Annotated in this window: 21 protein-coding genes; 9 read left to right on the forward strand and 12 right to left on the reverse strand. The window is 72.3% G+C overall.

Features of this window, described 5'->3' with window-relative positions; translation table 11 throughout:
- The first annotated feature begins 128 nt into the window (after positions 1 to 128).
- Complete coding sequence (locus ACFC1X_RS12900; RefSeq protein WP_376352044.1) at positions 129 to 1,355, forward strand: alginate lyase family protein; 1,227 nt, start codon at positions 129 to 131, stop codon at positions 1,353 to 1,355.
- A gap of 22 nt (positions 1,356 to 1,377) precedes the next feature.
- On the opposite strand, the gene paaE is transcribed toward ACFC1X_RS12900, so the two are convergent.
- From paaE to paaA, 5 genes are read right to left on the reverse strand one after another with little or no spacing between them, the layout of a single operon-like run.
- Positions 1,378 to 2,484 (reverse strand): 1,2-phenylacetyl-CoA epoxidase subunit PaaE, encoded by a 1,107-nt coding sequence (paaE, locus tag ACFC1X_RS12905; RefSeq protein ID WP_376352047.1) that lies wholly within the window; start codon positions 2,482 to 2,484, stop codon positions 1,378 to 1,380.
- Entirely contained in the window at positions 2,484 to 2,993 is a 510-nt protein-coding gene (gene paaD / locus ACFC1X_RS12910) for a 1,2-phenylacetyl-CoA epoxidase subunit PaaD (protein ID WP_376352050.1), read from the reverse strand. Before paaD ends, paaE begins: the two co-directional genes overlap by 1 nt.
- A complete protein-coding gene (gene paaC, locus ACFC1X_RS12915) occupies positions 2,987 to 3,814 on the reverse strand; it encodes a 1,2-phenylacetyl-CoA epoxidase subunit PaaC (protein ID WP_376352053.1) in 828 nt (275 codons plus the stop codon). The genes paaD and paaC overlap by 7 nt, the downstream gene beginning before the upstream one ends.
- A gap of 9 nt (positions 3,815 to 3,823) precedes the next feature.
- Entirely contained in the window at positions 3,824 to 4,126 is a 303-nt protein-coding gene (gene paaB / locus ACFC1X_RS12920; RefSeq protein WP_376352055.1) for a 1,2-phenylacetyl-CoA epoxidase subunit PaaB, read from the reverse strand.
- Positions 4,123 to 5,100 (reverse strand): 1,2-phenylacetyl-CoA epoxidase subunit PaaA, encoded by a 978-nt coding sequence (paaA, locus tag ACFC1X_RS12925; RefSeq protein ID WP_376352057.1) that lies wholly within the window; start codon positions 5,098 to 5,100, stop codon positions 4,123 to 4,125. Before paaA ends, paaB begins: the two co-directional genes overlap by 4 nt.
- A 177-nt stretch (positions 5,101 to 5,277) precedes the next feature.
- Here paaA and paaI point away from each other — a divergent pair, with 177 nt between their 5' ends.
- The 3 genes from paaI (at position 5,278) to ACFC1X_RS12940 (ending at position 8,480) form a co-directional block, all read left to right on the forward strand.
- A complete protein-coding gene (gene paaI, locus ACFC1X_RS12930) occupies positions 5,278 to 5,727 on the forward strand; it encodes a hydroxyphenylacetyl-CoA thioesterase PaaI (RefSeq protein ID WP_376352058.1) in 450 nt (149 codons plus the stop codon).
- Positions 5,724 to 7,070 (forward strand): phenylacetate--CoA ligase PaaK, encoded by a 1,347-nt coding sequence (gene paaK, locus ACFC1X_RS12935; RefSeq protein WP_376352060.1) that lies wholly within the window; start codon positions 5,724 to 5,726, stop codon positions 7,068 to 7,070. Before paaI ends, paaK begins: the two co-directional genes overlap by 4 nt.
- A 111-nt stretch (positions 7,071 to 7,181) precedes the next feature.
- On the forward strand, positions 7,182 to 8,480 hold the full coding sequence (locus ACFC1X_RS12940; RefSeq protein ID WP_376352062.1) for a flavin-containing monooxygenase: 1,299 nt from the start codon (positions 7,182 to 7,184) through the stop codon (positions 8,478 to 8,480).
- A 74-nt stretch (positions 8,481 to 8,554) separates the two neighbouring features.
- Here ACFC1X_RS12940 and ACFC1X_RS12945 read toward each other — a convergent pair whose 3' ends face one another.
- The 6 genes from ACFC1X_RS12945 to ACFC1X_RS12970 all read right to left on the reverse strand — a co-directional run bounded on the left by ACFC1X_RS12945 (position 8,555) and on the right by ACFC1X_RS12970 (position 13,761).
- On the reverse strand, positions 8,555 to 9,682 hold the full coding sequence (locus ACFC1X_RS12945) for a tryptophan dimethylallyltransferase family protein (RefSeq protein ID WP_376352064.1): 1,128 nt from the start codon (positions 9,680 to 9,682) through the stop codon (positions 8,555 to 8,557).
- A 207-nt stretch (positions 9,683 to 9,889) separates the two neighbouring features.
- Complete coding sequence (locus ACFC1X_RS12950) at positions 9,890 to 11,236, reverse strand: cytochrome P450 (protein ID WP_376352067.1); 1,347 nt, start codon at positions 11,234 to 11,236, stop codon at positions 9,890 to 9,892.
- A 15-nt stretch (positions 11,237 to 11,251) separates the two neighbouring features.
- The gene (locus tag ACFC1X_RS12955; RefSeq protein ID WP_122617770.1) at positions 11,252 to 11,845 is read right to left on the reverse strand and encodes an ATP/GTP-binding protein; all 594 of its coding nucleotides are present in this window, start codon (positions 11,843 to 11,845) and stop codon (positions 11,252 to 11,254) included.
- On the reverse strand, positions 11,820 to 12,197 hold the full coding sequence (locus ACFC1X_RS12960; RefSeq protein WP_376352069.1) for a DUF742 domain-containing protein: 378 nt from the start codon (positions 12,195 to 12,197) through the stop codon (positions 11,820 to 11,822). The genes ACFC1X_RS12955 and ACFC1X_RS12960 overlap by 26 nt, the downstream gene beginning before the upstream one ends.
- A complete protein-coding gene (locus ACFC1X_RS12965) occupies positions 12,194 to 12,595 on the reverse strand; it encodes a roadblock/LC7 domain-containing protein (protein WP_109032225.1) in 402 nt (133 codons plus the stop codon). The genes ACFC1X_RS12960 and ACFC1X_RS12965 overlap by 4 nt, the downstream gene beginning before the upstream one ends.
- Positions 12,592 to 13,761, reverse strand: coding sequence for a sensor histidine kinase (locus ACFC1X_RS12970; RefSeq protein ID WP_376352072.1), 1,170 nt, complete (start codon positions 13,759 to 13,761; stop codon positions 12,592 to 12,594). The genes ACFC1X_RS12965 and ACFC1X_RS12970 overlap by 4 nt, the downstream gene beginning before the upstream one ends.
- A gap of 331 nt (positions 13,762 to 14,092) precedes the next feature.
- Between ACFC1X_RS12970 and ACFC1X_RS12975 the strand changes: the two genes are divergently transcribed.
- The 3 genes from ACFC1X_RS12975 (at position 14,093) to ACFC1X_RS12985 (ending at position 17,315) form a co-directional block, all read left to right on the forward strand.
- Complete coding sequence (locus ACFC1X_RS12975) at positions 14,093 to 14,845, forward strand: sulfite exporter TauE/SafE family protein (RefSeq protein WP_376352194.1); 753 nt, start codon at positions 14,093 to 14,095, stop codon at positions 14,843 to 14,845.
- A gap of 171 nt (positions 14,846 to 15,016) precedes the next feature.
- Positions 15,017 to 16,384 carry a cytochrome P450 gene (locus ACFC1X_RS12980; RefSeq protein WP_376352075.1) on the forward strand — a complete coding sequence of 456 codons (1,368 nt, stop codon included), beginning with the start codon at positions 15,017 to 15,019 and terminating at the stop codon, positions 16,382 to 16,384.
- Between the two features lie 202 nt (positions 16,385 to 16,586).
- Positions 16,587 to 17,315 carry a trypsin-like serine protease gene (locus ACFC1X_RS12985; protein WP_376352078.1) on the forward strand — a complete coding sequence of 243 codons (729 nt, stop codon included), beginning with the start codon at positions 16,587 to 16,589 and terminating at the stop codon, positions 17,313 to 17,315.
- Positions 17,316 to 17,363: 48 nt separating this feature from the next.
- Here the strand turns inward: ACFC1X_RS12985 and ACFC1X_RS12990 are convergent, their stop codons facing one another.
- Positions 17,364 to 18,452, reverse strand: coding sequence for an SCO7460 family lipoprotein (locus tag ACFC1X_RS12990; protein ID WP_376352081.1), 1,089 nt, complete (start codon positions 18,450 to 18,452; stop codon positions 17,364 to 17,366).
- A 204-nt stretch (positions 18,453 to 18,656) separates the two neighbouring features.
- Between ACFC1X_RS12990 and ACFC1X_RS12995 the strand changes: the two genes are divergently transcribed.
- Positions 18,657 to 19,496 (forward strand): ABC transporter ATP-binding protein, encoded by an 840-nt coding sequence (locus ACFC1X_RS12995; protein ID WP_376352083.1) that lies wholly within the window; start codon positions 18,657 to 18,659, stop codon positions 19,494 to 19,496.
- A gap of 87 nt (positions 19,497 to 19,583) precedes the next feature.
- Positions 19,584 to 19,658 carry a putative leader peptide gene (locus ACFC1X_RS13000; RefSeq protein WP_376352197.1) on the forward strand — a complete coding sequence of 25 codons (75 nt, stop codon included), beginning with the start codon at positions 19,584 to 19,586 and terminating at the stop codon, positions 19,656 to 19,658.
- The last annotated feature ends 23 nt before the right edge of the window (positions 19,659 to 19,681 follow it).

A 19,681-nucleotide genomic window follows, 5' to 3' on the forward strand; every position in this document is an offset into this window, starting at 1 on the left:
CCGGCCGTCCTCCAGGAGTCCCTGCGTGGCCCCTTGACGCCTCATTGGTCTCTACCTATCGTCACCGCGCAGTCGAACGTTCAGAACAACACTCAACGTTCACATAGACGAACGGATGGACCCCCCACATGTCCTCTGCTTCCACACCGCGCCACCCTCGCCACCGCAGATCCCGAACCGTCCTCCTCGCGACCCTCACCGCCGCGCTCGCCGGCACCCTCCTGGCCGGCCCGGGCCCGGCCGCTCCCCGCGCGGACGCCGCACCGGCCGCGTTCACCCACCCCGGAGTCACCGTCTCCGAGGGCCAGCTCGACTTCGCCCGCGCCAAGGTGCAGGCCGGGGCCCAGCCCTGGAAGGGCGCCTTCGACCAGATGATGAAGAGCAGGTACGCCGACCTGAACCGCGTGCCCAAGCCCCGCGCGGTGGTCGAGTGCGGTTCCTACTCGAACCCCAACATCGGCTGCACCGACGAGCGCGAGGACGCGATCGCGGCCTACACCAACGCGCTGGCCTGGTACCTGACCCGCGACGAACGGTACGCGCGCAAGGCGATCGAGCTGATGGACGCCTGGTCCGCGGTGATCCGGGACCACACCAACAGCAACGCCCCGCTCCAGACCGGCTGGGCCGGCTCGTCCTGGCCCAAGGCCGCGGAGATCATCAAGTACACGTACACCGGCTCGTGGGCCAACTCCGGCCGCTTCGCCACCATGCTCCGGAACGTCTACCTGCCCGAGATCATCAACGGCTCCAACTCCAACGGAAACTGGGAGCTGACGATGATGGAGGCCGCCGTCGGCATCTCCGTCTTCCTGGAGGACAAGGCGTCGTACGACAGGGCCATGGCCAAGTTCCGCACCCGCACGGCCGCGTACGTGTACCTGGCCTCCGACGGGGACCTGCCGAAGACCGTGCCGAGCCAGAACCTCAACACCCGGGACAAGATCGTCAAGTACTGGCAGGGCCAGTCCACCTTCGTCACCGGACTCACCCAGGAGACCTGCCGGGACTTCACGCACACCGGGTACGGCATCTCGTCCATCTCGCACGTCGCCGAGACCAGCCGGATCCAGGGGCAGGACCTGTACGGCACCGACGTGGGCGAGCGGCTGCGGCACGCGCTCGGCCTCCAGGCGAAGTACGAGCAGGGCGCGGCGGTCCCGGACTGGCTGTGCGGGGGCTCCGCGCACCTGGGCCTCGGTCCGGTCACCGAGGTCGGCTACAACGCCCTGCACAACCGCCTCGGCCACGCCATGGACAACACCCAGGCCCTGACCGAGCGCACCCGCCCGTCCGGTTCGAACAACCTCTTCGTCGCCTGGGAGACCCTGACCCACGGCGACAACCCGGCGTGACGCGGCGCCGGGTGACCGCCGCTCAGCTGTCGTAGTCCACGATCAGCTTCTCGGAGACCGGGTACGACTGGCAGGTCAGCACGTACCCGGCGTCGACCTCGGCGTCCTCGAGGGCGTAGTTGCGGCGCATGTCCGCCTTGCCGTCGGTGACCAGGGCGCGGCAGGTGCCGCAGACCCCGCCCTTGCAGGCGAAGGGGAGGTCGGGCCGGGTCTGCTGGGCTCCGTCGAGGACACTCCGCTCCCGGGACAGGGAGGAGGTGGTGGAGCGGCCGTCCAGGGTGATGGTGACCTCGCTGACGGGTCCCTGCGGGCCGGTCTCCTCGTGGCGGACCTCCCGCACGGGCTCGTCGTCGGCGAAGAACAGCTCCCGGTGGACGCGGTCCGCCGGGACGCCGAGGCCGGCCAGGACCTGCTGGGCGTCGGCGACCATGCCCTGCGGGCCGCACAGCCACCAGTGGTCGGCGGCCGCCACGTCCACCAGCGAGCCGATGAGCGCCGAGAGCCGTCCGGCGTCCAGCCGGCCGGAGAGCACCTCGGCCTCGCGGGGTTCGCGGGAGAGCACGTGGGCCAGGTGGAAGCGGGTCGGGTGGAGGTCCTTCAGGTCGGCCAGATCGTCGGCGAACATGACCGTGTCCGTGCGGCGGTTGCCGTAGAACAGGGTGACGGACGACCGGTCGTCGGCGGCCAGCACCGACTCGGCGATGGACACCATGGGCGTGATGCCCGACCCGGCCGCGATCAGCACGTGGTGGCCGGGGACGGTCAGGTCGGGGGTGAACAGCCCGGTGGGCGCCATGACCTCGACGCTGTCGCCGGGCCGCACCTCCTCGACCAGCCACGAGGAGAACACCCCGCCGGGCACCACCCGGACCCCGATGCGCGGCACCGAACCGGCCGGTGCGCAGATCGAGTACGAGCGGCGCTCGTCCCGGCCGTCGACCTCGCGCCGCAGGGTGAGCGACTGGCCGGGCGCGAAGGCGAACTCCCCGGCCAGCTCGTCCGGGATCTCGAAGCTCACGGCCACCGCGTCCGCGCACAGCCGCTCGACGGCGGCGACGCGCAGACGGTGGAAGGCGGGCCGGCGGCGGACGCGCACCGGCGCTGCCGGGACGGGGGCGGTCGGGGCCATCAGATCTCCTTGACGTACTCGAACGGCTCGCGGCAGGCCCGGCAGCGCCACAGGGCCTTGCAGGACGTGGCGGCGAAGCGGGAGGTCTCCTCGGTGTCCGCCGAGCCGCAGCGGGGACACGGCACCGCCGGCCGGGTGGGTGACAGCACGAGAGGAACCGGGCCGCCGCGGGGTGCGGGGCCGGGCGGGGCGATGCCGTGCTCGGCGAGCTTGCGGCGGCCGGACTCGGTGATCCAGTCGCTGGTCCAGGGCGGGTCGAGGACCGTGCGGATCTCCACGCGCTCGTATCCGGCGTCCCGCAGCCGGGCGGCGACGTCCGCGCGCATCTCGGCCATGGCCGGGCAGCCCGAGTAGGTGGGGGTCAGGCTCGCCACCACGGTGCCGTCCGCACCGACCTCGACGCCGCGCAGGACCCCGAGGTCGGCGAGGGTCAGCATGGGCAGCTCGGGGTCCGGCACCCGCTCGGCGACGCGGCGGGCGCGGGCGGTGTCCAGGAGCACGGTCACCATGTCGCCTCCGGGTGGGCGCGGGCGACGCCCTGCAACTCGGTGAGCAGCGGTGCCAGATGCTCGGTGTGCTCGCCGGCGCGGCCGGAGCCGGGCAGCGGGCGGTACACCGGCAGGGGCAGGCCGGCCGCCTCGGTGACCTGGCGCAGTACGTCGGCGACCTCGTCCCGCACGTCGTACGCCGTGTGCAGCTCGCCGAGGTACGGGGCGACCGCGTCCAGCGCCGCCCGCATCCTGCGGTGCGACTCGTCGGTGCCGTCGCCCAGGCGGACGGCCCACTCGGCGGCGTACTGCCGGTGGTACGTCAGTTCCTTGACGCCCTTGGCCGCGACCGCCGCGAGGACCGGGTCGGGGTGGTCCACCAGCCGCTGGAAGTGGGCCAGCCGCCAGCTGGAGAGCACCAGCAGCCGCACCACGGCGAACGCGAAGTCGCCGCGGGGGAGTTCGGCCAGGGTCACGTTGCGGAAGTCGCCGGCGTCGCGGAAGTAGGCGAAGGCGTCCTCGTCGCGGCCGGTGCCGTCGGCCTGCCCGGCGCGCGCGTACAGCAGGCGGGCCTGGCCGAGGAGGTCGAGGCCGATGTTGGCCAGCGCCACCTCCTCCTCCAGCTCCGGGGCGCGGGTGACCCACTCGGCGAGCCGCTGGGCGCTGATCAGGGCGTCGTCGGCCAGCGCCACGCAGTCCGCGGCCAGTGCGGCGGCGTCGACGCCCTCGGGCACGGTGGTGTCGACGCCGTGCAGCGGGTCCTCGAAGCCGGTGCCGTAGGCCCAGCGGGTGTCGTCCTCGTGTCCCTCGGCCAGGGTGAGGTAGACGTGGTCGTCGCTCATGCCCTGCTCCTAGATGTGGGGGACGTCGTCGGGGATGTCGTAGAAGGTCGGGTGGCGGTAGACCTTGTCGGCGCTGGGGGCGAAGAAGGGGTCCTTCTCGTCGCGGGTGGAGGCGGCGATGTGCTCGGAGCGGACCACCCAGATGCTCACGCCCTCGTTGCGCCGGGTGTAGAGGTCGCGGGCGTGAGTGAGGGCCATGGCGTCGTCGGCGGCGTGCAGCGAGCCGACGTGCACGTGGTTGAGGCCGCGCTTGCCGCGCACGAAGACCTCGTACAAGGGCCAGCCCTGCTTCTCGGGCTTCTCGGGGTTCATGCCACCGCTCCCTTCGCCGCGCGGGCGGCCTGCTTGGCGGCGTGGGCGGTGGCCGCCTCGCGCACCCAGTCACCCTCTTCGTGGGCGGTCCGCCGCCGCTCGCTCCGCTGTGCGTTGCACGGGCCGTCGCCCTTGATGACCCGCATCAGCTCGTCCCAGTCCGGGGTGCCGAAGTCGTGGTGCCCCGCCTCCTCGTTCCACCGCAGCTCCGGGTCGGGCAGGGTGACGCCGAGCTTCTCCGCCTGCGGGACGGTCATGTCGACGAAGCGGCGGCGCAGCTCGTCGTTGCTGTGCCGCTTGATCTTCCAGGCCATCGACTGCGCCGAGTTGGGCGAGGCGTCGTCGGGCGGGCCGAACATCATCAGGGACGGCCACCACCAGCGGTCCACCGCGTCCTGGACCATCTCGCGCTGGGCCGCGGTGCCGCGCATCATCGTCATCAGCAGCTCGTAGCCCTGCCGCTGGTGGAACGACTCCTCCTTGCAGATGCGCACCATCGCGCGCGCGTACGGGCCGTACGAGCTGCGGCACAGCGGTACCTGGTTGCAGATGGCCGCGCCGTCCACGAACCAGCCGATCACGCCGACGTCGGCGAAGCTGAGGGTCGGGTAGTTGAAGATCGACGAGTACTTCTGCCGGCCCTCGATCAGGCGCTGGGTGAGGTCGTCGCGGTCCGCGCCGAGGGTCTCGGCCGCCGAGTACAGATACAGGCCGTGGCCGGCCTCGTCCTGGACCTTGGCGAACAGGATCGCCTTTCGGCGCAGCGACGGCGCCCGGGTGATCCACTCGCCCTCCGGCTGCATGCCGATGATCTCCGAGTGCGCGTGCTGGGCGATCTGCCGGATCAGCGTCTTCCGGTAGCCGTCGGGCATCCAGTCGCGCGGCTCGATGCGCTGGTCGTGCGCGATCGTCGCGTCGAAGTGCTCCTGGAGCCCGTCCGGGGGCGGCGCCTCGGCGGCGTGTGTCGTGGTCATCGTCACCAGCTTCCCAACCGACCATTCGTTCGGTACCAGTGTGACGGGTTTCCGGGCACCGGGCAAGACCCGGGACCCCGCCGCTCACACTCTTGACAGGGCGCCCGCGCGGCTGGATTACTGGGCCGTGCCGCGCGCTAACCGAATGGTCGGTCGGGACAGAAGGTGGTGGGAAGGATGTCGCAGGCCACTGGGCCGACACCCACGGAGACGATGTTCTCCGCGGACGAGGCCTCCCGGGGGCTGGGCATCGAGCTGGTCGAGCACGGCGAGGGGACCGCCGTACTCCGGATGACCGTGACCCCGGCGATGGTGAACGGACACCGGATCGCCCACGGCGGCTATCTGTTCCTGCTCGCCGACACCGCCTTCGCCTGCGCCTGCAACAGCCACGGTCCGGTGACCGTCGCGGCCGGCGCCGACATCGTCTTCGTCGCCCCGGCCCGCGAGGGCGACGTCCTCGTGGCCCGCGCCGAGGAACGGGCCCGGTTCGGTCGCAGCGGCGTGTACGACGTGAGCGTGCGGCGCGGCGACGAGGTGATCGCGGAGTTCCGCGGACGCAGCCGCAGCGTGCGGGAGACCACCGAGGGCCGGACGCCGGGCACGACGACGAAGGAGCCGCGATGAGCAGCGAGCCGACGACCGGGGCGGCCCCGGCACCCCGCCGGGGTGAGCCGCTCCCCCACGACCTGCTGGACGACGCCGAGCGCCTCTCCCGGGAGCAGCTCGCGGAGCTCCAGCTGGACCGGCTGCGCACCACCCTGCGGCACGCCTACGAGAACGTGGAGCTGTACCGCAAGAAGTTCGACGCCGCCGGGGTCACCCCGGACGACTGCCGCGGCCTGGCGGACCTCTCCCGGTTCCCCTTCACCACCAAGGCGGACCTGCGGGACACCTACCCCTTCGGCATGTTCGCGGTCCCGATGGAGGACGTACGGCGGGTGCACGCCTCCAGCGGCACCACCGGCCGCGCCACCGTCGTCGGGTACACGGACCACGACCTGTCCATGTGGGCGGACGTCGTCGCCCGTTCGATCCGGGCCGCGGGCGGGCGCCCCGGCCACAAGGTGCACATCTCCTACGGCTACGGCCTGTTCACCGGCGGTCTCGGCGCGCACTACGGCGCCGAACGCGCCGGGTGCACGGTGATCCCGGCCTCCGGCGGCATGACCGCGCGCCAGGTGCAGATCATCCAGGACTTCCGGCCCGAGATCATCATGGTCACCCCCTCCTACATGCTCACCCTGCTCGACGAGTTCGAGCGGCAGGGCGTCGACCCGCGCTCCAGTTCGCTGAAGGTCGGCATCTTCGGCGCCGAGCCGTGGACCGAGGAGATGCGCCGCGAGATCGAGGAGCGGATGGACATCCACGCCGTGGACATATACGGACTGTCCGAGGTGATCGGCCCGGGTGTGGCGCAGGAGTGCGTCGAGACCAAGGACGGGCTGCACGTGTGGGAGGACCACTTCTATCCGGAGGTGGTGGACCCGCTCACGGACGCCGTCCTGCCCGAGGGCGAGGAGGGCGAGATCGTCTTCACCTCCCTCACCAAGGAGGCGCTGCCGGTCGTCCGCTACCGCACGCGCGACCTTTCGCGGCTGCTGCCGGGCACCGCCCGTCCCGCCTTCCGCCGGATGCAGAAGGTCACCGGCCGCTGCGACGACATGATCATCCTGCGCGGGGTGAACGTCTTCCCCACCCAGATCGAGGAGATCGTGCTGCGCACGCCCGGCGTCGCGCCGCACTTCCAGATCCAGCTCTCCGAGCGCGGCCGGATGGACCACATGACCGTGCGGGTCGAGGCCCGCCCCGACGCCGGTCCCGAGCAGCGCGAGGCCGCCGCCCGGGCGATCGTCCAGGGCGTCAAGGACGGCGTGGGCGTCACGGTCGAGGTGGAGGTCGTCGCGCCGGAGACCCTGGAGCGCTCCCTCGGCAAGATCCGCCGGGTCCGGGATCTGCGCGGCGCGTGAAACGTGAGGACGGACACGTCCGTTCACTCCTCGTGCTGGTGTGCGGAGAGGTGCGGATGGGCAGTGAATGCGTGATCGGGGGAGGTTGAGTCCGTCCTGGGGGGAAATCCCGTGCGTGTGTGTGTGATCGGTGCAGGTCTGTCGGGGTTGGCGGTGGCGCACTCCCTCAAGGAGCGCGGTATCGGCTTCGTCTGCCTGGAGAGGGCGCCCGACGTCGGCGGGATCTGGCGGCAGCCGGAGGCCGGCGAGCGGGGGCCGGGCTACCTGTCGCTGCACCTGAACACCGCGAAGCAGCTGACCGGTTACGCCGGCTTCCCCATGCCGTCCTCGTATCCGCTCTATCCCCGGCACAGCCAGGTCGCCGCGTATCTGCGGTCCTTCGCCGAGTGGGCCGGCCTGCTCGACCACGTCGAGCTGCGGACCGAGGTGGTCGCCGTACGGCAGGACCCGGACGGCGCGTGGACGGTGGTCAGCCGCGACGCGGACGGCACCGAGTCGGCCCGGCGCTTCGAGCAGGTGATCGTCGCCTCCGGGCATCACACCGACCCGGCCCTGCCCGACCCTCTGCCACAGGGCGCGGACTCCTTCGCCGGAACGATTCTGCACTCCCTCGACTACCGTGACGGCGCCGACTTCGACGGACGGCGGGTCGTCGTCGTCGGGCTCGGGGCGTCCGCCGTGGACATCGCGGCCGACCTCTCGCGGCACGCCGAAGAGACCGTGCTGTCGGTGCGGCGGGGGCTGCACATCGTGCCCAAGCAGCTCTTCGGGATGTCGGTCGACGAGATCGCCGAGGCGCCCTGGTGGACCGAGATGTCCTTCGCCGAGCAGCGCAGTTGGGTGGAGCGATCGCTGCTCGTCGCACGCGGCAGACTGGCGGACTACGGCCTGCCCGAGCCCGACCACCCGGTCTTCTCCTCCGCCGTGACCCTCTCGGACGAGATCCTCAGCCGCATCCGGCACGGCGCCGTGACCCCGAAGCCCGCGATCGCCTCCTTCGACGGCGACCGGGTCGTCTTCACCGACGGCACCTCCACGACCGCGGACGCCGTCGTGTACTGCACCGGCTTCCACATGACCTTCCCGTTCCTGCCCGCCGGCTGCCCGGTGGCGGCGGACGGTTCGGTCGAGCTGTACCGACGGGTCGTCCCGGCCGGCCGGCCCGGTCTCTACTTCGTCGGGCTGGTCCGGCCCGTGGGCGCGATCACCCGGCTGGTGGAGGCGCAGGCGGAGTGGGTGGCGCGGATCATCGACGGCGAGGCCGAACTGCCCGCGGCGGAGGCGATGCGCGAGGAGATCGGCGGCTACCTCTCCTCCGTGGCCCAGCGCTACGGCCGGACGCAGGGCGCCTCGATCCAGGTCGACGTGGGCCCGTACCTGGCGGAGTTCCGGGAATCGCTGCCCGTGTGACCGTCCCGTACGGCGTCGTGCCCAGGGGCTCCCGGTGACGACCGGGAGCCCCTGTGGTGTGCCGGGCGGTCGGCTCAGTGCACCGCGACCGGACGCCGGACCGGCACCGCGGCGGGCGGCCTGACCGCGTAGGCCTCCGAGGAGAGGTACGCCGTCACCCTCGGCGGCCGGCCCCGCTGCAGGGCCAGCGCCAGGTAGGCGATGAGCCCGACCCCGTCCTCCGGCCGCCGGTCGGTGACGGCGGCCAGGGCCCGGACCAGCACCGAGGGGTCCATGCCGTGCTGCCGCAGCAGCCTCGACGCCCGCGCCAGCGCCTCCCCGTCGTGCGCGGCGTAGTCCCTGACCGGGATGTGCAGGGTGAACCCGCTGGGCCGCGGGTCCGCCGGGCCGGTGAAGGAGTGGCAGGACAGGCCGGGCAGCCCGTCGAGTCCCGTCGCCCCGGGCCCGGCGCCCGCGACCGTGCGGAAGAAGCCCTCGACCGCGGCCGGAACGGGCTCCGGGACCATGCGGGACAGCCTCCCGGCGCGGGCGGAGGTCAGGCTGTCGTGGCGCACGTAGACCTTCACCCGGGGTTCCTCCCAGTCCCCCAGGTCCAGGGCGAGGAACGGATGCCCGCTGCCCGGGGGCAGGTTGGCGTAGGCCCGCCCGAGCCCCAGTCGGCGCAGCGCCTCCCGCACCGTCGCGGCGGAACGTTCCTCCCCGTTGGCGTCGGGGTTCAGGTAGACCTTGACCTTGGGCACACCGCCGGGTGTCAGCTCCAGCGCGCACCACAGGGCGAGGGGGCCCTGCGGAGCGGACGGCAGGAAGAGGTCCGTCACCTCGTCGAGCGGGCCGGTGCCGAACCGCCACCGGCGCGCCATCTCCCGGACCGTCTCCAGTCCGACGCGGCCGTTGTGAGCCAGGCTGTCTGCGCCGCAGCCCGGTTCGACGAGCACCCGCAGAACGGGGGCCGCGTCCGGCCGGAAGGAGAGAGAGAACTCGACGGGTGTGTGGTCGTCGGAGAGGAAGGTGCGGTAGGGCGGCGGCAGATGGAGCGGCCGTCCGGCCACCGGTCCCAGGGAGTCCGTCAGGACCCGGGCGTAGGTCTCGATGTCCGCTCCGGCGAGGCCGGCGACCGCGCCGAGTCTTCGCAGCTGGCCGCCCGTGAGGGCGCCGAGTGTCGGGGTGCCCCGCGGGTCCGTGCCCGTCGGCGCGGCGGTCACCGGCCCGTCCCCGGCCGGGGCCGCACAGAGCGATACCCGCCTGGAGAGGCGGGTATCGGGGGTTTCGGCGGCGGGAAAGCGGCGTTCGTGGATATGTGGTCCACGACACCTCCTTTTACTCGTAAGCAACTTGAATGCCGCGTTGCTCACTACCCGTGCCGTTCAACCTTCATGCGAAAGGGGCGGGTTGGGCGGGTGTTGTACAGATCACCGTGTGAGCCAGTTGAGGAACTGGCTCCACATGCCGCTGCGTTCGGCCGGCCGCGCCGGGGTCGCGGCCTCGGGCTCCGCCGCACCCGGGGCCGGCCGCGGATCGGCATGCCGTCCGGTGCGGGCCGGGGTGAAGCGCGCGGGCAGCGTGGCCAGGGCCCGGTTGAAGGGGCCCGGACGCCAGGTCAGGCTGTCCTCCGGGACAGCGAGTTCGACGTCGGGCAGCTCGTTGAAGAGGTGCTCGATGGCGGTGACCGTGATGTGCCGGGCCGGTTCCTTGGACGGGCAGGCGTGCGGTCCGGCACTCCAGGCGAGGTGCGCGCGGTTGCTGCCGGCCTGGCGCGAGGCCCTGAGGGCCGGGCCGGTGTTGGCGGCGGCGAAGCTGACCAGCACGAGGTCGCCGGCCTGGAGGTGCTGTCCGGCGAGTTCCGTGTCGGCGGCCGGGTAGTGCGGCGCGTAGTTCGACATGGGCGGGTTCTCCCACAGCGTGTCGTCCAGCGCCTCGTCGATGAGGCCCCCCTCGCGCGCGTACCGCTCGTGGGTGAGGAGGCGGTGCAGCGTGTTGCCGATGAGGTTGCGCAGGGGCTCGGCGCCCGCGCCGAGGAGCAGGGCGAGCTGGTGGACCATCTCCTCGTCGCTGAGGCCCGCCTCGTGCCGCATCAGCCAGGAGGTGACGTCGTCGCCGGGCTTGCTCCGCTTGAGCGCGACGAGTTCCCCCACCGCCTGGAAGAGCACCTCGGTGGCCTTCTCGGCGTTGACGCCGTCGAACATGCCGGAGATGCCGAACAGCACCCGGTCGCCGATGTCGGCGGGGCAGCCGAAGAGTTCGTTGAACACGAACAGCGGCAGCTGCTTGGCGTAGTCGCCGAGCAGGTCGGCGGAGCCGCGGGCGGCGAACTGGGAGATGAGGTAGCCGGAGATCTGCTCCGTGCTCCGGCTCAGCCGCCGGGTGTCCACCCGCGCCATGCTGTCGGTGACAGCCTGGCGGAGCCTGAGGTGGTCGGCGCCGTCGGCGAACATGCAGTTGGGCCGGTAGGCCAGCAGGGGCGCGACCGGGCTGTCCGGGCCGACCTTGCCCTCGTTGAAGTCCCGCCAGCGCCGGGCGTCCTTGCGGAAGGACCCGGAGTCCTGGAGCAGCTGGAGGGCGGCGGCGTAGTCCGTGACCAGGGTCGCCTCGACACCCGGGGCCAGTTCGACGGGCGCCGCGACCCCGTAGTGGCGCAGGTACTCGTAGTACGCCTGCGGGTGGGCGGCGAACTCCGGTCCGTGCAGCGGCACTCTGGCGCCGGAGCCGTGGGCCGGGCACCCGGGCGGCGGCACCGGGGCCGTGTCGTGAGCGTTCATGTCTGCTCCCAGCTCCTAGCGGGTGCGGTCCAGCAAGTAGCGGACGAGGGTGGTCAGTGCGGCGGCCGACGACTTCTCGTCGCGGGCGTCGCAGGTGACGACGGGGGTGTCGTCGAGCAGGTCGAGCGCCTCGCGCAGCGCGTGTTCGTCGCGCAGCGGGGTGCCGTCGAAGTGGTTGACGGCGATGGCGTAGTCGAGCCCGTAGTGCTCGATGAGGTCGATCACGGGGAAGGAGTCCGCCAGCCGCTCGGGGTCGACCAGCACCAGGGCGCCGAGCGCGCCGCGTGCCATGTCCTCCCACATCTGGACGAAGCGCTGCTGGCCGGGGGTGCCGAAGAGGTAGAGGACGACGCGGTCGCTGATGGTGAGGCGGCCGAAGTCCATGGCGACCGTGGTGGTGGTCTTGCCCTGGACGCCGCCCAGGTCGTCGACCGACTCGGCGGCCTGCGTCATCGTCTCCTCGGTGGACAGCGGCTCGATCTCCGAGATGGAGCCGATGAGGGTGGTCTTGCCCACCGCGAAGTGTCCGACGACGAGGATCTTGACCGCGGTCTGGGTCGCCCCGCCGCGTACGTAGTCCCGCTCATCCAAACTTGGCGCGGAGCCCATTGAGCACCTCCTCCAGGATCTCCTTGTCCGCGAGCCGGGCGCGGGCCACCGGCGGGCGGGTCATGAGGTGGCCGCCCTCCATCAGGGAGGCCAGCAGGATCCGCACCACGCCGAGCGGGAAGTGGGTGTGTCCGGCGATCTCGGCGACCGAGAGGTAGCCGGCCGAGCAGAGGTCCAGCAGGCTCTGCTCCTCGGGGGACAACCGCGCCGGGCGCCGGGTGTCCTCGGCGGAGGCGGTGACGAGGGTGATGAGGGAGAGGTGGTCCTCGTCGGGCAGGCCGCGGCCCTTGGTGATGACGTACGGCCGTACTAACTCCGGCGTCTCGGGCTCCCAGCCGTCGTGGCCGGTCATGAGCGGGCGCCGAGGTTCTCGCGCGGCGGTGTCGTCAGCCGTTTGCCGAGCTGGGCGACGAGCTGCTGCATCCGGAAGGTGATGTCGGCCATGTCCACCTCGGGGGAGGCGGAGACGCCGAGGTAGGCGCCCTCGCCGGCGGAGATCAGGAACACCCAGCCGCCGTCGAACTCGACCAGGGTCTGGCGCCAGGACTGGCTGGGGTCCTCACAGAAGAAGGCGAGGGTGCGGCTGAGCGACTGCACCCCGCTCATCGCGGCGGCGACCCGGTCGGCGTCGTCCTTGTCGAAGTCCTGCGTCCGGGCCATCAGCAGGCCGTCGGCGGATATCAGGACGGCGTGCAGGGCGCCCGGAATCTCCAGGGCGCTGTCGAGCATCCATGACAGATCGTCGTTCACGAGACCTCATGTCCTTCGCTGCTGGCACCAGGTGTTCTGCGCGTCCGGTCGGTGCCCTCGGGGTCGGTGACCCGGCCGGACCGCGTTCCCCGCTGGAAGGCACCCATGACCTGTGCCTGCTCGGAGTCGGAGCGGCCCGCCGGGCGGGGGGTGGACTCGCTGCCGGGCACGATGGCCATCGGCCGCTTGCGGCGCCGCCGGGGCAGACCGTCGTCGGTCCGGGACGAGACGGGCGCGGCCTCGGGGCCGCCGTCCCGGACCGGCCGGGCGGTGCCGTGGGCGGCGGCGGGAGTCTTCTTCTCCGGCATGCCGGTGAGCAGTTCGTGCGGCAGCAGGACCACCGCCCGTACACCTCCGTAGGGGGACGAGGAGTCCACCGACACCTCGAAGCCGAATCGTTCGCACAGCAGGCCGATGACGGCGAAGCCGAACTGCGGCGGATTGCCGAGCCCGGCCACGCCCGAGGCGCGCTCGGTGGCGAGCAGCCGGTCGGCGCGGGCGCGCTCCTCGTCGCTCATGCCGACACCGGCGTCGTCGACGACCACGCAGATGCCCTTGGGCACGGTCCGGAGGTTGATCTCGACGACGGTGTCGGGGCTGGAGTAGCTGGTGGCGTTGTCGAGCAGTTCGGCGAGGGCGAGGGCGACGGGTTCCACGGCCCGGCTGGTGATGCCGAAGTCGACCTGGGAGAGGATGTCCACCCTGCGGAAGTGCCGGATGCGCCCCTGCGCGCTGCGCACCACGTCGTACACCGAGGCGGTGTCGCGCCGTCCGCCGAGCCAGCCGTCGCAGAGCACGGCGATGGACTGGGCGCGCCGCCCGAACTGCGAGTTGGTGTGGTCGATCTCCAGCAGGTCCTGGAGGAGGGCCGAGTCGCCGTACTTGGTCTGCAGGCGGGAGAGGACCAGCTGCTGTTCCGCGGCGAGGCCCTGAAGGGTCCGCATGGCGGATTTCAGGACGGTCTTGGTCTCGTCCTCGGCCCGTTCCTGGGCGGCCTGTACGGACTTTCCGTAATCGTTCTCCAGCTCGGTGTAGTGCTCCCTGAGCCCCTGGACCTGCTGCCGCAACGCTCGGGCCGCCCTGCGCTGGCGGCTGATGAGCACGGCGGCGGCCACGAGGGCGACGAGGGCCACCCAGAGCAAGGGGTTCCCTGTGTATTCCGTCATAAGACTCTCTTCAGGCGACTGACGGCCGGCTTGCTGAATTCCCGTCTACGCGGACGGCCGGTGGACCGCCCGCACCGGGGTAGCTGCCCGGGCTGTCCCTGAAGTCGGGGATGCCGTCTTTCACCCATCCGCCCGCTCCGCAAACGCGGTGATCGTATCACCGCGTGATCAGGTGAATTTACGTCAAGAAGCGTTCATCCAGGACCGGTTGGAGACCACCGGACGTACCGAATTCGGCGGTGGGTACAGTCGGCCCCGTGAAAGATGCACCAGACACCTTCCGGCCGGCCGGCGGCGCGGCCTCGGACGGCCCGGGGTGACGCCCGAGGCCATGGCCGCGGTGTTCGCGGCCGGCGTCGGGGCGGGCGCCATCAACAGCGTGGTCGGCTCCGGCACCCTGATCACCTTTCCCGTGCTGCTGGCCACGGGCCTGTCGCCGGTCACCGCCACCGTCTCCAACGCGCTCGGCCTCATCCCCGGCTCCATCAGCGGCGCCATCGGCTACCGCGAGGAACTGCGCGGCCAGCGGCGGCGGGTCCTCAAGCTGAGCGTCGGCGCCCTGATGGGCGGTCTCGCGGGCGCCACGCTGCTGCTCGCGCTGCCGGAGGACGCCTTCGAGACGATCGTGCCGGTCCTGGTGGGCCTCGCCCTGGTGCTGGTGGCGCTGCAGCCCCAGATCGGCAAGTGGGTGCAGCGCCGCCGTGCGCGCACCGGCGCCTCCCCGCGCCGGGACGGCGGTCCGCTGCTGTTCACCGGCCTGACCCTGGCCAGCGTCTACGGCGGCTATTTCACGGCCGCCCAGGGGATCATCTACCTGTCCCTGATGGGCATGCTCCTCGACGAGCCGCTGCAACGCCTCAACGCCGTCAAGAACGTCCTCGCCGCCGTCGTCAACACCGTCGCCGCGCTCTTCTTCCTCTTCGCCGCGGACTTCGACTGGACCGCCGTCGGCCTGCTGGCGGTCGGCTCGGCCCTCGGCGGGTACGGCGGGGCCAAGGTGGGCCGCCACTTCAAGCCCGTCGTCCTGCGGACGCTGGTGGTGACGGTCGGCACCGTCGCCCTCGTGCAGCTGCTGCTGCGCTGACGGAGGGTTCGGCGGCGGCCAAATGTGGAATCTGCCCCGCCGTTTCCCGTCCCACACGGGATCGGGGCCTGCCGGGCACGTGGCGTGGACCACGCCGTGACGCGGATTGGCCCGGGGAGCGATCAGGGAAGCCATGGAGGCGCCCATGATGACTCGAAGGGACACGCCCTCGTGACGCTCGTAGCGCCTCCCCCCATACCCAGGGCAGCGGGTTCGCTGCCGTTCCTGGGTCACGCGGTACAGCTCCTGCGCGACAACCTCGGCTTCATCGCCGCCCTGCGCACCACCTACGGACCGCTCGTCGAGATCACCCTGCAGCCCGGCACCCGCACCCTCGTCGTCCAGGACCCCGGCCTCGTCCGCACCATGCTCACCGACCTCGGTCCCAGCCTCGACAAGGGCCGGTTCTTCGAGAAGATGGGCCAGTTGCTGGGCGACTCCGTCGTGACCGCAGCCGGCCAGGCCCACGTCCGCAAGCGACGCCAGCTCCAGCCGGCCTTCGCCCGCGAGCGGATCGCGGGCTACGTCGACACCATGCGCGGCGAGGCGGACAAAGCCGTCGACGGCTGGGCTCCCGGGCGCGCCCTCGACGTCCGGGAGGCGATGGTCGGCCTCAGCCTGGACATGCTGGCCAGGACCGTGTTCTCGGGCAGCCTCGACGACGCCACCTTCCGGCGGCTGCGCGCCGACCTGTCGGTGGTGATGAACGGGGTCGGCGCCCGCGTCATGCTGCCCGACTGGGTCGAGCGGCTGCCGCTGCCGGTCAACCGCCGCTTCACCGCCGCGCGCGACGCCGTACGGGCCACCATCGACCGGGCGGTGACCGGCCTCCAGGACTCCGGCCACGACACCGGCGACATGCTCTCCCTGCTCCTGCGCACCACCGACGAGGAGACCGGCCGCCCGCTGTCCGGGCACCAGATCTCCTCCGAGATCCTCACCCTGGCCGTGGCCGGCACCGAGACCACCGCCTCCGTGCTCTCCTGGGTGCTGTACGAACTCGCCCGCCATCCCGAGGTCGAGACCCGGGTACTGGCGGAGCTGGACGAGGTCCTCGGCGACCGCCCCGTGGCCTTCGAGGACCTGGGCCGGCTGCCGTACCTCGGGCGGGTCCTCGACGAGACCCTGCGGCTGCACCACACCGGGTGGCTCGTCACCCGCCGCACCGTCACGGAGACCCGGCTGGGCCCCTGGACGGTGCCCGCCGGGACCGAACTCGCCTACTGCCAGCACGCCCTCCACCGCGACCCGCTGCTTTTCCCGGACCCGCTGGCCTTCGATCCCGACCGCTGGGCCGACTCCGGGCAGCGGCCCAGCCAGGCGTTCCTGCCCTTCGGCGCCGGCAAGCACAAGTGCATCGGCGACCGGTTCGCGCTCACCGAACTCCTCACCGCCGTCGCCACCATCGTGCGGCGGGTACGCCTGGAGCTTCCGCCCGGCCGGACGGTACGCCCGGTCGCCGCCGCCACGGTCCGGCCACGGACCCTGCTGATGACCGTCCGGCCCAGAGACGACACCCCGCCCTCCCGGTCCGCCTGAGGCCACGGGGCGCATCGACGCCTGACGGTCACCGCCGAGTGCGGGGCGTGGGCGGCGCGCCGCGGGACGGCCGGGCCGTCCCGCGGCATATCGCCGCGTTATGGAAAGTCGGGAGTGCCGGTGCCGCGGCCGGGCCCGGGATGCTGGGCGCCCCCACAGACCGAACACGCGCCCCGACGCGTGTCGTCGGAATCGAGGAGCCTTGCGAACCTCCAGACTCGTCCCCACCCTGACGGCCGCTCTCACGGCCACGCTGCTGTCCGCCCTCGCGCTCGCTCCGCAGGCCTCGGCGGCGGAGCCCCGGCCCGGTGACGGCGGTCCCCAGCCGATCATCGGCGGCGGCTACGCGCAGAACGCCCCCTGGGCGGCCCGGCTGTTCTCCAACGGCGCCCAGACGTGCAGCTCGACCATCATCTCGTCCACCTGGATCCTCACGGCCAAGCACTGCGTCGGAGGCGGCGGCCTGTCCTTCCGTATCGGCAGCCTCGACCAGGGCTCGGGCGGCACGGTGGCGAACGGAGCGCAGACCACCACCCATCCCTCCGCGGACCTCGCGCTGGTCCGGCTCGACCGCTCCGTCTCCGCCTCCTACGCACGGCTCGGACAGCCGGGCACGGTGCGCGTGGGCCAGACCGTGCAGGTCTACGGCTGGGGCGCCACCTCACGGTGCGGCTCAGAGATCAACTGCCAGTCCCAGTACCTCAAGGTCGCCAACCTGAGTGTCACCAGCGGGTGTTACGACGCCTACAACGGCCGGGCGATATGCGCCCGCCCCGGCGACGGCATCACCGCGGGCGGCGACTCGGGCGGCCCGATGATGGCCGGTGGCGTCCAGGTCGGCGTCGCCTCGACCAGCGACCGGCAGTCCACCACGGCGTACACGAACGTGACCGCCTACCGGTCGTGGATCCAGTCGGTGGCGGGCGTCTGACCCTTCCCCTCCTGCCCGGGGAACCCGGCCGGTTCCGGCCTGCCCCCGTCACAGCGGGGGCAGGCGCAGGACGCCGCGCTCGTCGCGGATGTCGGTGCGGACGGTGACGAGGGCGGCGTCCCCGCCCTTCGGGTCCGCGGTGACCACGGCCGCCAGGTCCCCGAGACAGCGTTCGGTACCGGCCGGCGGCCGGGCGCAGAACAGGACGTATCCCCGCGTCCGTTCGATGGTTCCCGGCTCCAGCCGCCACACCCCCAGGCCCGATATGCCGGTCGTCACGGCGTCCGGATACCGCGCGCGCAGCAGCGGCAGGACCGCGGCGTCGATCCGGCGGGAGAACTCCTGCCGTTCCTCGAGGGGCGACACGATCCGCAGCCGGGCGGAGGCCACGTCGACGGTGCGGGCGGCGTCGCTGCCCACCTCGTAGGTGGCGACGTAGTACGCGTCGCTCGCGAGGGCCGCCAGCCGCGGGCCGTGGGTGAAGCGCGGGACGGTGGGCAGCGCGCTCTTCGCGGCCGGCAGGTCACCGGCCGTTCCGGGAGCGGCGAAGTTGACGGAGACCGACGCGATCCGCGCCGACGGCTCCCCCGCCGCGCGGGCCGTGACCCAGCGCTGCACACAGGCGCCGACACCGGTCAGCACCTCGTCGACGGTGCCGTCCGTCACCCGCGCCTCGATCCAGGGGGCGGACAGCGTCACGTCCGTGGCCACGACCGGGCGTCCGCAGCCGTCGAAGGCATCGCGCATCGCCCGCAGCCGGCCGGCCTCCAGCCGGGCCCGTTCGATGGCCCTGCCGAGCGCCTCCGCGCAGTTCGCGCCGCCGTCGCAGTGGTCCTTGGAGGCGTCGACCCGGAACCGCACGGCGGCGTCCGGGTCATCGGCGAGGGAGAGGGTGACCTCCGAACCGGCGCTCTGCGGGAACAGGATCCGGGCACCGACGACCTCCAGTTCACCGGGGTACAGCTCCTCGGCGAGTTCCCGGGCCCACCGTTCGTCGTCCTCGGTGTCGAAGGCCGCGCAGCCGCTCAGCACCACCCCGGCCAGCACGGCCGCCAGGCCCCCGCCGAGGCGCCGCGCCCAACGGCCACTCCCCCACCGGCCGCTCCCCCGCCGCCTCGACCGTCGTCCTCGTCCCATGGCTCCCCCTCCGTGCCGCCCCGACGACGTCACGGTAGGACCCGGCATGGGCGCCGCGAATGAGTACGCGGACTCATCCGTGGTCTGAGTGCCGCCGCCGGCCTGTGCAGTCCCGTCCAGGAACCGGACGGCCCAGCAGGCGCATGGTGAGTACATCTACTGTGCTCGGGGTACGGCACACGTCCCGCGCGAAGGAGGCACGGCATGACCGGGCGGACAACCGGCTCGCAGGAGAACGAGCGGGAGGCGGCGGTGCTCCGGCTCCGGGACGTGCACGTCCGGCGCCTCACCACCGACCAGCTGATCCTCGACGGCATCGACTGGACCGTCCGGCCGGGCGAGCACTGGGCCCTGCTGGGCGCCAACGGCGCCGGGAAGACCACCTTGCTGCGGCTGCTCGGCGCGCTCATGCACCCCACTGCCGGGACGGTCGAGGTCCTCGGCAGCCGGCTCGGCCGGGTCGACGTGCGTGAGCTGCGGGCGCGCATCGGCCATGTCAACGCCGCCCAGCGGGTGCCGCAGGACCTCACCGCCCACGCGGTCGTGCTCACCGGCCACAGCGGCACCGTGCAGCCCCTGTGGCGGACGTACGACGACGAGGTCCGGGACCGGGCCCGCGATCTCCTGACCGAGCTGGGCGTCAAGGAGCTGGCCGACCGGCCGTACGGCGTCTGCTCGGGCGGTCAGCGCGCCCGGATCCTCATCGCCCGGGCGCTGATGGCCGACCCGGCGCTGCTGCTCCTCGACGAGCCCTTCAACGCCCTGGACCTGCCCTCCCGCGAGGACCTCGTCGAGGCCATGCACCACCTGGCCGAGGGGCGCCCGCACCTGGCCACCGTGACGGTCACCCACCATCTGGAGGAGCTGTTCCCGGCCGTCAGCCACGCCCTGCTGCTGCGCGAGGGGAGGATCCTCGCCGGTGGTCCCGTCGAGGGTGTCCTGACCGACTCGCGGCTGACCGCCTGCTTCGGCCGCGACATCACGGTGGCCAGGCGCGAGGGCCGCTGGTCCGCCTATTCGGGCCGCCGCGTTTCCGGAACATGACACGCCCACGAAGGCGTCGTTGCAGTCCCGGCGGAGCCGGCCGGTAGCCCTTGACCGGGTTTCGACCCCCTGGCTAGCGTCCACGGCATGCGGAAATCCCGGCAGTTCACCAAGCGGCGGGCCATCGATCTGATGCGCGTCGCCACCTCGGTGTGTAGCTGAACCACACCGCCCGCTGCCCCCTT

Source organism: Streptomyces sp. NPDC056128 (genome assembly GCF_042263835.1).
In the GTDB taxonomy this organism is placed as follows: Bacteria; Actinomycetota; Actinomycetes; order Streptomycetales; family Streptomycetaceae; genus Streptomyces.

Coding starts and splice junctions, on each gene's coding strand:
- ACFC1X_RS12900 (WP_376352044.1), top strand. CDS start 129: ATGTCCTCTGCTTCCACACCGCGCCACCCTCGCCACCGCAGATCCCGA.
- paaE (WP_376352047.1), bottom strand. CDS start 2,484: ATGGCCCCGACCGCCCCCGTCCCGGCAGCGCCGGTGCGCGTCCGCCGC.
- paaD (WP_376352050.1), bottom strand. CDS start 2,993: ATGGTGACCGTGCTCCTGGACACCGCCCGCGCCCGCCGCGTCGCCGAG.
- paaC (WP_376352053.1), bottom strand. CDS start 3,814: ATGAGCGACGACCACGTCTACCTCACCCTGGCCGAGGGACACGAGGAC.
- paaB (WP_376352055.1), bottom strand. CDS start 4,126: ATGAACCCCGAGAAGCCCGAGAAGCAGGGCTGGCCCTTGTACGAGGTC.
- paaA (WP_376352057.1), bottom strand. CDS start 5,100: ATGACCACGACACACGCCGCCGAGGCGCCGCCCCCGGACGGGCTCCAG.
- paaI (WP_376352058.1), top strand. CDS start 5,278: ATGTCGCAGGCCACTGGGCCGACACCCACGGAGACGATGTTCTCCGCG.
- paaK (WP_376352060.1), top strand. CDS start 5,724: ATGAGCAGCGAGCCGACGACCGGGGCGGCCCCGGCACCCCGCCGGGGT.
- ACFC1X_RS12950 (WP_376352067.1), bottom strand. CDS start 11,236: ATGAACGCTCACGACACGGCCCCGGTGCCGCCGCCCGGGTGCCCGGCC.
- ACFC1X_RS12955 (WP_122617770.1), bottom strand. CDS start 11,845: ATGGGCTCCGCGCCAAGTTTGGATGAGCGGGACTACGTACGCGGCGGG.
- ACFC1X_RS12960 (WP_376352069.1), bottom strand. CDS start 12,197: ATGACCGGCCACGACGGCTGGGAGCCCGAGACGCCGGAGTTAGTACGG.
- ACFC1X_RS12970 (WP_376352072.1), bottom strand. CDS start 13,761: ATGACGGAATACACAGGGAACCCCTTGCTCTGGGTGGCCCTCGTCGCC.
- ACFC1X_RS12975 (WP_376352194.1), top strand. CDS start 14,093: ATGGCCGCGGTGTTCGCGGCCGGCGTCGGGGCGGGCGCCATCAACAGC.
- ACFC1X_RS12990 (WP_376352081.1), bottom strand. CDS start 18,452: ATGGGACGAGGACGACGGTCGAGGCGGCGGGGGAGCGGCCGGTGGGGG.
- ACFC1X_RS12995 (WP_376352083.1), top strand. CDS start 18,657: ATGACCGGGCGGACAACCGGCTCGCAGGAGAACGAGCGGGAGGCGGCG.